This is a genomic window from Paralimibaculum aggregatum, assembly GCF_030270585.1.
Classification (GTDB): domain Bacteria; phylum Pseudomonadota; class Alphaproteobacteria; order Rhodobacterales; family Rhodobacteraceae; genus Thermohalobaculum; species Thermohalobaculum aggregatum.
Window position 1 is genome coordinate 1 of record NZ_BSYI01000159.1, and the last position, 386, is coordinate 386.

Sequence of the window (386 nt, forward strand, 5' to 3'; positions counted from 1 at the left end):
GCCTTTGCCGAACAGATTCCGATAACACATTCGTGGCCAGACGACACTAGGTGTGAGATCCGTAAAGGAAGGCGGGAAGCGGAAGTTCGCCGCAGGGTCGACGGACGTCCGGTTTGGTAGTGTCCAGAATCTTTCGCACATTTCTCATGCGACGGCGGTTCCGGTTTCGGCCTTGGCGGCCATCAGCGTGTCCATGTTGATGTATCGGCGCATCGACCATTGCGTGCCGGCGATATGGCGCAGCCGGGCCGCTGCGAGGTTCAGGCAGGACTGGCCGTCCGGGAAGGCGCCGACCACGCGCGTGCGCCGCCGGATCTCGCGCATGATCCGCTCGAGCGGATTGTTGGTCCTGAGCTTGATCCAGTGGCTGTCTGGGAACGCGTAAT

General features: G+C 61.7%; 1 protein-coding gene. It reads right to left on the reverse strand.

All coding sequences use genetic code 11. The features are described from left to right. Positions 1 to 144: 144 nt before the first annotated feature. Positions 145 to 386 (reverse strand): transposase (locus tag QSJ97_RS24765; protein WP_285675172.1); only part of this gene is annotated, 242 nt, incomplete at its 5' end.